Annotated in this window: 4 protein-coding genes and 1 pseudogene; 2 read left to right on the top strand and 3 right to left on the bottom strand. The window is 67.2% G+C overall.

Annotation, left to right across the window (positions count from 1 at the left end):
• Positions 1-470: 470 nt before the first annotated feature.
• Positions 471-3929, bottom strand: coding sequence for a tetratricopeptide repeat protein (locus tag ACJ8AT_RS34465; protein WP_407742203.1), 3459 nt, complete (start codon positions 3927-3929; stop codon positions 471-473).
• A gap of 200 nt (positions 3930-4129) precedes the next feature.
• Here ACJ8AT_RS34465 and ACJ8AT_RS34460 point away from each other — a divergent pair, with 200 nt between their 5' ends.
• Both ACJ8AT_RS34460 and ACJ8AT_RS34455 read left to right on the top strand, forming a co-directional pair.
• On the top strand, positions 4130-5203 hold the full coding sequence (locus ACJ8AT_RS34460; RefSeq protein WP_407742204.1) for a type IV pilus twitching motility protein PilT: 1074 nt from the start codon (positions 4130-4132) through the stop codon (positions 5201-5203).
• Between the two features lie 168 nt (positions 5204-5371).
• The gene (locus tag ACJ8AT_RS34455; protein ID WP_407742202.1) at positions 5372-6925 is read left to right on the top strand and encodes an ELWxxDGT repeat protein; all 1554 of its coding nucleotides are present in this window, start codon (positions 5372-5374) and stop codon (positions 6923-6925) included.
• Positions 6926-7397: 472 nt separating this feature from the next.
• Here ACJ8AT_RS34455 and ACJ8AT_RS34450 read toward each other — a convergent pair whose 3' ends face one another.
• Together ACJ8AT_RS34450 and ACJ8AT_RS34445 are read right to left on the bottom strand one after the other, a co-directional pair.
• Positions 7398-8300, bottom strand: a complete 903-nt coding sequence (locus tag ACJ8AT_RS34450) for a tyrosine-type recombinase/integrase (protein ID WP_407742201.1) — start codon at positions 8298-8300, stop codon at positions 7398-7400.
• A gap of 99 nt (positions 8301-8399) precedes the next feature.
• A pseudogene (locus tag ACJ8AT_RS34445) lies at positions 8400-8594 on the bottom strand (peptidoglycan-binding protein); the annotation flags it as partial.

Here is an 8594-nt window from a genome sequence, read left to right as displayed (position 1 = left end):
TTGGTCGTAAGCGGCTTGGGCTTCTTGCAACGGTTTGCTGGTTTCCTCCCCGTCGGCCACCGCCTCCTCCGCGCAGCAGAGGACGAAGGCGACCATCACCCCCATGAGAACCCGCGTCATCTCTCCCCCTGGAACCCAAGCTGATGCTCCAGAAGCATAAGGAAGATTGAGCGCTCATCAGCTTTTCTGAATCAGTCTCCCAGCGCCCCCAGCGCGGCATCCTCAGGCGCTGGGCGGGCCCGCCCCTGCGGATTTTCTGCATCGTTTTTCGAGTTACCGGCTCTCCATGCCGGAGGCGGTGGAGCTCTTTGCGAGCGAGGGGGCGTGAGTCGAGGGAGGGTACGCACACGAGTGCCGGAGGCGGCGGACCGGGGGGGCGCCGCCGGAGGAATTCGAGTCCACGGTCCGGGGCCCACCGCCTCCGGAAGCGCCCGTGCTTCGCTGGGAGCGCGGGCGCGTTGTCCAGGGCGCTACGGGCGCGCAGCGGGCGTGGGTGTGAGCGAGCGCAGAGGCGCGTCACTGCCCAGGGCAATGAAGGGGGCCCAGTAGTGGGGGTGGGGCCGGGTAGTACGCAGCGTGCGCATGGCCTCGCGCAGCGCGGTGGCGCGCCCTTGGCCCGCCAAGAGGTTGCGGTAGTAGGCCTCCATCAGCGCGCTCGTCGTCTGGTCGTCCACCTTCCACAAGCTGGTGACCACTGTTTCGGCTCCGGCCACCAGGAAGGCCCGGCGCAGGCCGTACACGCCCTGCCCCCTCTTTACGTCGCCGCGGCCGGTGTCACAGGCGGACAGCACCACCAGCTGGGTGCCCCACAGATCGAGGCCGGCCAGCTCCAGCGCCGTCACCAGCGCGCTGTCGGGCGAGGCCTGGGAGTTGGAGGGGGAGGTCGTCAGTGCACCCGCACCCGCCAGGAGCAAGCCCGAGCGCAGCAGCGGATCCGGAGGACGCGAGCCGGGAGGTTCCTCGCCCATGGCACCGAAATGGGCGACGCCGCGCGAGCTTGCAGGAGCCGGGGCATCCTCCAGGAAGAAGCCGTGGGTGGCCAGGTGGAGGATGCCGGGAGTGGGCAACTGCAGCAGGCGCTGCTTGGTGGCCTCCGCGCCGAGGTAGAGCTGGGCCTGGGGAAGCAGGCGCTGAATGGCCTGGGCCTCCAGGCGTGTGCCCGGCAGGGAGACCGTGGCCCAGGCTCGGTGCACCGGGTCTTCGCGCACCGAGGAGAAGCGTTCGACGGAGAAGAAGCGCTCGGTATGCCCTGAGGTCTCATCCGTGGAGGGGGCGGGAGACGGAAGCGGGGCGTCGAAGTCCGGGTCGGCGAGGACGACCACGGAGGACGCGGGGGCTGTCTCCTGGGGACGCGGCAGCAGGTCCCTGCCGGAGGTGAGGTAGGTGAAGTCGAAGGTGTCCACGAGGAACTGGTGTCCGTCGTGGAGGGCGGCGAAGGGCACGAGGCCGAGCTGGCTATCCGGCGAGATGAAGAGGCGGCGGGTCTTCCCCAGCAGCGGAAGCAGGGGTTGGAAAGCCACCTGGTAGAGCGCTTGGGCTTGGGTTTGGAAGGCAAAGTCCTGGTTGGCCAGGGCGGCCCGCAGGCTCGAGGCGGCCGAGTCCAGCGGCTCGGCGGGGCCCAGATCGATCGCGCGGGTCGTGGCATCCGGAAAGAGCACCAGCGCCAGGGAGTGCAGCTGGCTGGGACGCTGGGACTCGGGCGTGCCGGGCTTGGGCACGAGCGGGCGGTCCTCGTAGGTGATGAACTCGACGAGGGCCCCGTCCTTGGGCAGGGCCTGGGCGACACGGCCGACAATGTCCGCGGGAGAAGGCTGCGCGGCCAGGGCGCGCAGCGGGGCGGAGCGCTGGGCCAGGGTGGCTTCGAGGGCATCACCCTGATCAGCCAGCGTCTTGAGCTGTTGTTGGTAGTCGGCGGCGGAGAGCGAGCCCGGGCCTTGGAGCGAGAGCTGGGCCAGCTGGGTGCGCAGCCCGCGCAAGTGCTCGAAGGTGTCTTGGTCTTGGGGGCCCAGGCTGCGGTAGACCGCCCGGGAGATATCGGCCGTCTCCTCGACGGAGCGGCCCTTGAGGAGCAGGGCGGCGCCCAGCGCCAGGCCTCTGACGCTGGCGTTGTCGGGATGGGCTCGCAGCAGCGCATAGAGGCGCTCCTGGTCGGTGCGCAGAAACTGAAGGAAGCCGGCCAGACGCGCCTCGGAGAAGTCGAGCGCCTCGTGGCGCAGGCGGTGCTCGGAGACGGCGAAGGCGCGCGTGAACAGCGGAACGGCCGCGTCGAGGCGGCGCTGGGCCAGCCTGAGCGAAGCCAGGAGGTTGAGCGACTGGGCGATGAAGGGATGGTTCTTGCCCAGCGCCGCTTCATATATGGCCAGAGCGCGCTGGAGGAACGGCTCCGCCCGGCCGTACAACCCCTGCTCCTGGTAGAGGGCGCCGAGGTTGTGGAGCGATTGGGCGATGTCAGGGTGGTTCTTCTTCAAGACCGCTTCCCGGATGGCGAGCGCGCGCAGGTGGAGCGGCTCGGCCCTGCTGTACAACCCCTGGTCCGCGTAGAGGTTGGCGAGGTCGTTGAGCGAGGTGGCGACGGTGGGGTGTTTCTTGCCCAGGGTCTCTTCCTGGATGGCGAGCGCACGCAGGTAGAGCGGCTCGGCCCGGCTGTACAACCCCTGGTCCTGATAGAGGTTGGCGAGGTTGTTGAGCGAATCGGCGACGGCGGGATGGCTCTTGCCCAGGGTCTCTTCCTTGATGGCGAGCGCGCGCAGGTAGAGCGGCTCGGCCCGGCTGTACAACCCCTGGCCCCTGTAGACGACGCCCAGGTTGTTGAGCGAATCGGCGACGGCGGGATGGCTCTTGCCGAAGGCCGCTTCCTCAAGGGTGAGCGCGCGCTGGTAGAGCGGCTCGGCCCGCTCGTACAACCCCCGTAAGTAGTAGAGGCTGCCCAGATTGTTGAGCGAATCAGCGACCAGGGGGTGCTTCCCGCCGAGGGCCGCTTCCCGAATGGCGAGTGAGCGCTGGTAGAGCGGCTCGGCCCGCTCGTACAACCCCTGGTTCAAGTAGAGGTTGGCGAGGTTGCTGAGCGAGGAGGCGACGACGGGATGACTCTTGCCCAGCGCCGCTTCCCGAATGGCGAGTGAGCGCTGGTAGAGCGGCTCGGCCCGCTCGTACAACCCCTGGTCCATGTAGAGGACGGCGAGGCTGTTGAGCGATTGGGCGACGTCGGGATGGTCCTTGCCCAGCGCTGTCTCCCGAATGGCGAGCGCGCGCTGGTAGAACGGCTCCGCCTGCTTGTACAACCCCTGCTCCATGTAGAGGGTGCCGAGGTTGTTGAGCGAGGTGGCGACGTCAGGATGGTTCTGTCCGAGGGACTCCTCCCGAATGGCGAGCGCGCGCTGGAAGAGGGGCTCGGCCCGCTCGTACAAACCCTGGTCCATGTAGAGGACGGCGAGGCTGTTGAGCGAGATGGCGACGTCGGGATGGTTCTTGCCCAGCGCTGCTTCCCGGATGGCGAGCGAGCGCTGGTAGAGCGGCTCCGCCTGCTCGTACAACCCCTGGTCCTTATAGAGGACGCCGAGGTTGTTGAGCGAGGTGGCGACGTCGGGATGGTTCTTGCCCAGCGCCGTCTCCCGCATGGTGAGCCCGCGTTGAATCAGGGGCTTGGCTCGGGCCCGGTCCCCCTGGTGCCGGTATACCTGGCCGAGCAGGTCCAGACTGGCGGCGACGTCAGGGTGCGTGCCCCCGAGCGCCGCCTCCCGCAGTGCGAGCGCCTGTTCGCCTTGCACCACGGCCTCGGCGTACTTGCCCGCAGCGTCGAGCCGCTTCGCCTCGTCATAGGCTTTCTGGGCCTCTTGCAGCCGCGCGTCCGATACCGGCTCCCCGGCCACCGCTCCAACTGCACAGCACAGGACCATCACCGCCATCCATCCGAGAACAACCTTCCGCATTAGCTCTCCCTTGAGCCCAAAGAGTGGCGGGCCCCGACTCCGTGGACATGGGGCCTGCACACAACTTATCAGGTAGGGCAGAGCCTTCGTACCCTTGGGGCTCAAACGCCCCCGGTGGTGCCTTCACCTCTACACCTACAGCAACTTCTGGATCGGCGCTCCAAGGTGCTAGGGTCTTTGCCTCTCGCGAGGTAGGCACTCTGGACAAGGCAACACTCGACAAGCTGCTCTCGGTGGGCGTGCAGAATGGCGCCTCGGATATCCACTTCCGGCCTGGGGACCCGCCCATCTATCGCGTCAATGGCGTGCTCCGTCCGCTCCGTATGGACAAGCTGACCCCCGAGCACACCCGGGAGGTGGCCCTCCACCTCATCCAGGAGCCGAAGGTCAAGAACGAGATCGACACCATCCAGGAGCACGACGCTTCGTACGGCCTGGCCGGGGTGGCCCGCTTCCGCGTGAACATCTACCGGCAGCGCGGCACGCTCGCCGTCATCCTGCGCATCATCCCCGCCAACGTGCCCACCATTGACGGGCTGGGGCTGCCGGAGGTCCTCAAGTCCATTGCCAGCCAGGACCGCGGGCTGGTGCTGGTGACGGGCGCCACGGGCTCGGGCAAGAGCTCCACGCTGGCGGCGATGATCGATCACATCAACCGCAACGAGAGCCTGCACATCCTCACCATCGAGGACCCGATCGAGTTCGTCTACAAGAACATCAAGTCCTCCATCTCCCAGCGAGAGATTGGCCCGGACACGACGAGCTTCGCCATGGCGCTGCGCGCGGCGCTGCGGCAGGACCCGGACGTCATCCTCGTGGGCGAGATGCGTGACACGGAGACCATCGACATCGCGCTCAAGGCCTCCGAGACGGGCCACCTGGTGCTCTCCACGGTGCACACGACGGACGCCTCGCGCACCATCAACCGGCTCGTCTCGGTGTTCAACGCCGAGGAGCAGACCATGGTGCGCCTGCGCCTGGCCGACAGCCTCAAGGCGACGATCTCCCAGCGGCTGCTGCCTCGCGCGGACAACAAGGGGCGCGCGGTGGCGCTGGAGATCATGGTCCAGACGAAGACGGTGCAGGAGTACATCCGCGAGGACCGCGCCAACGAGCTCAAGGACGTGATCGAAAAGGGCCGCGACACCTACGGCACCCAGTCCTTCGATCAGCACCTGAGCAAGCTGTACCGCGATGGGGTCATCACCCTGGACACGGCGCGCAGCGCGGCGACCAACCCCGCGGACTTCCAGCGCGCGCTCGAGTTCGAGTGACAAGCAGCCCACCAGGCGAGCGTGTTGCTCGGCGGTGGGCGCTGGAACAGAGGAGCCGCGGACTCCGAGTCTCTGACGGATTTGCTGTAAGGCGTTGGCTGCCCGGGACACTGGGCAAAGCGCTCCGTCGTTCTCATCCTGTCGCCACCAATTCCGGTGGAGGTAGGGATGAGAGTGTGGCGTGGAATGGGGCTGATCTGCTTGCTTGCCCTGGGGTGCGGCGGGGCGCTGTCCAATGAAGGTATGCAGGAGGACGAGCGCTCGCAACTCAGCGCTCCCACCGGGCTGCCAGAGAGCGGACTCCTGGAGAGCGGGATCCAGGATGAGATGGCTCCGGAGCAGGCCCAGCCAGCGCTGGGGACCGCGCATCTGGTGAAGGACCTCTTCCCGCCGATCAGCGGTCCTCCGTGGTGGGGTCCCTTCCCGGAGAGCCTGGTGGCGTTCCAAGGCAAGCTCTTCTTCGCCGCCAACTTCGAGGACGGCCGCAGGGAGCTCTGGAAGAGCGACGGAACATCGGGGGGCACCGTGCCGGTCAAGCAGTTCTCATCGCCTCCGTCAGGCTTCTTCTTCAACACCCTGAATGAGCTGACGCCGCTGGGCTCACGGCTCTTCTTCGTGGTGAGCGACGCGGACCACGGCCGCGAGCTGTGGGTGAGCGATGGCACCACCGGCGGCACGCGGCTGGTGAAGGACATCGTTCCAGGGCCGGGAGACTCGGGGCCGTACCACTTGAAGGCCGTCGGATCCTGGCTGCTCTTCTTCCGCTACATCCCAGAGACGCCCACCTCGCCCTCTCGCACCGAGCTGTGGAGGAGTGATGGCACCGAGGCCGGCACGGTGCGGATCAAGGATCTGGGCGCCGACACATCTCTGTCGTTCGTGGACGTAGTGGTGAACAACACGCTCTTCTTCGTCTTCACGGATCCGGCGCACGGCACCGAGCTGTGGAAGAGCAATGGCACCGAGGCGGGCACGGGGCTGGTGAAGGACATCCTGCCGGGGCCGGACAGCTCCTATCCCTACGGGTTGCGAGCCCTGGGCCACAACGTCTACTTCACCGCCACGGATCTGGCCCACGGCACCGAGCTGTGGAGGAGCGATGGCACCTTGAGCGGCACGGTGCTCGCCGCGGACCTGAAGCCCGGCCCGGACAGCAACTACGTGCAGGTCCTTGATGCGGTCCTCGACTACCTGTACTTCGCGGTGAGGGATCAACCCGACGGCTCGATGACCCTGTACAGGCTGAGGAACGGCGCGCCTGCCTCGCATGTGAAGTTCGTCGCTCACCTGCCCAACCCCTACAGCGATCCGGACTCGTCGCTCTACATCGACACCTTCGCCGTCGCGGGCGAGAGGCTCTTCTTCTCGCTTGGCATCTATGGCTTCGGGCCGGCCCCGCGCGACACCCAGCTCTGGGCGAGCAATGGGACGACCGCCGGAACGACGATGGTGCACCACCCGTTGAGCCTGTACGACGAGTTCGGAACCACGCTCTTCGCGCTCGACAAGCGCGTGCTCTTCAGTGGCGCGGATGACACGTCGGGCCTGGAGCTCTGGGTGAGCAAAGGAACGCTGAGCAACACGCGCCGGGTGCAGGACATCTCGCCGGGGCCGGCCTCCTCGTTCCCACAGGGCTTCACCCGGGTGGGCTCCCAGGTCTTCTTCGTCGCCCACGATGGAGTCCACGGCAGCGAGCTGTGGGTGCTCCCTCTGCGCTACTGACGGCCCCTTCGAGCGCCAGGGGCTCTCCCGGGTAAAGCCCGGGTGACAGGCCATCCCTCGGAAATCCTTGAGAGTGGGGCTGGGTGAGAAATCACCCAGCACAACTTTCTCTCAGTCTGCGCGATAAGAGCCCGTTATGTAGCGCGCTTGCGAAGTGAGAAAAGATCTCTCGCACGTAGCAGCGCGCGGGCGTACTTCTGGCTGAGTAGGGCTGACCTCTCGCAACGTCCGTCACCACGGCCCCACACGTCAGTGTGGAGCACTACCGTGCCGCCCGTAGCAGGACAGCCTGCACAGCATCCGGGTCCGGGCGCCACGCCAGTGAGCTGCCCCCCATCAGGGAGGACCCACCAGAAAGCCGCAGCGGCTGCTACCGCTGACGTGCCTAGGGCACCGGGTGAGAGTGCTACCTCTCTCCGGTTGCCCGAACTTAGATCCCACCCGCACACACATGCAACAGCCTTGTGGCCCTTCAGGCCCGGGGGTGGTGCGCCTGGTGCTGCGCCTGGAGGTACTCCGTGGTGCACTGGACATACCGGGCGGTGGTGTTGGCGTCGGCGTGGCCGAGCAGCTCCTGGACGTCGGTGATGCGAGCGCCTCTGTGCACCAGGTGCGAGGCGAAGGCGTGACGGAGCGCATGCGGTGACACGTGCTTTCCCAGCCTCGAGGCGAAGGCCCGCTGGACGCACCGGTACACCACGCTCTTGCAGGCTCGCTCCCCATGAGAGTTGAGGAACACGGCGCGCTGGGCGTCCTCGTCACCGCCGCGGCAGATCAGCGGGCGCAGCTCGAGGTACTCCTGGAGGGCGCGCATGGCGTCACGGTTGAGCGGGCACAGGCGCTCCTTCATGCCCTTGCCCATCACCCGCACCATGCAGCCGGCGACGTCCACGTCATCCAGGTTGAGCCCCTGCAGCTCGGCGCTGCGGAGGCCTCCGCCATACAGCAGCTCGAGGATGGCCCTGTCCCTCAACAGGAAGACGGTGGGAGCGACAGGCCTTGCGAGCACCGAGGCAACCTCCGCTTCGGAGAGCCAGGTGCTGGGCCGCCGCCTCGCGCGGCCGAAGCGCTCACCCAGGCGCTCCGCCGGCGAGGCCTTCACCATGCGGTGGCGCTGCAGGAAGCGGTAGAGCTCCTTTACTCCCTCCAGGCGCCTGGCTCTGCTGGCCGGGGCCAGCAGCGGGCGCAGCTCCACGAAGTAGGACTTGAGATCAGCGCGGGTGGCAGCCTTGAGGGACTGGCCTCGAGCTCCAAGCCAGGCCTCCAAGTGCCGAGCGTCCACGAGGTAATTGCGGACCGTGTGCGGTGAGAGCCAGCGTGCACACGCCAGGTGGGATTCAAACCTCTGCAGCAGCGGAGACAGCGGGACACTCATCAGCCCGGCACGGTATTCCGCTGCGCCATTGCCTCAAGGTTTCGGCCTCCGCCAGCCGAGGCTTAGTGTGCCGGCATACACGAAGTCCTCCGGAGGGCTTCACAGTGCGGCCAGTGCCCGCTGGTAGTACTTCTCCCGCTGCTCCTGGCCGTTGAAGCCACCGTTGATCCGATGGGTGATTTCCCGGAAGTCGCCTGCGTCGGCCAGGGCGTTGAGCCCGTGCGTGGTCCAGTACCAGCCCGCCACGCGGAAGCCGACGTCAGCCTCAGCGGCCCGGGTGGGGTTGCCCTCCAA

Source organism: Hyalangium sp. (assembly GCF_045802625.1).
Classification (GTDB): Bacteria; Myxococcota; Myxococcia; order Myxococcales; family Myxococcaceae; genus Hyalangium.
This window is presented reverse-complemented; position numbering and strand designations above follow the sequence as displayed.

Bases quoted from the DNA above. Each gene is read 5' to 3' on its own strand.
- ACJ8AT_RS34465 (WP_407742203.1), bottom strand. From the start codon at position 3,929: ATGCGGAAGGTTGTTCTCGGATGGATGGCGGTGATGGTCCTGTGCTGT.
- ACJ8AT_RS34455 (WP_407742202.1), top strand. From the start codon at position 5,372: ATGAGAGTGTGGCGTGGAATGGGGCTGATCTGCTTGCTTGCCCTGGGG.
- ACJ8AT_RS34450 (WP_407742201.1), bottom strand. From the start codon at position 8,300: ATGAGTGTCCCGCTGTCTCCGCTGCTGCAGAGGTTTGAATCCCACCTG.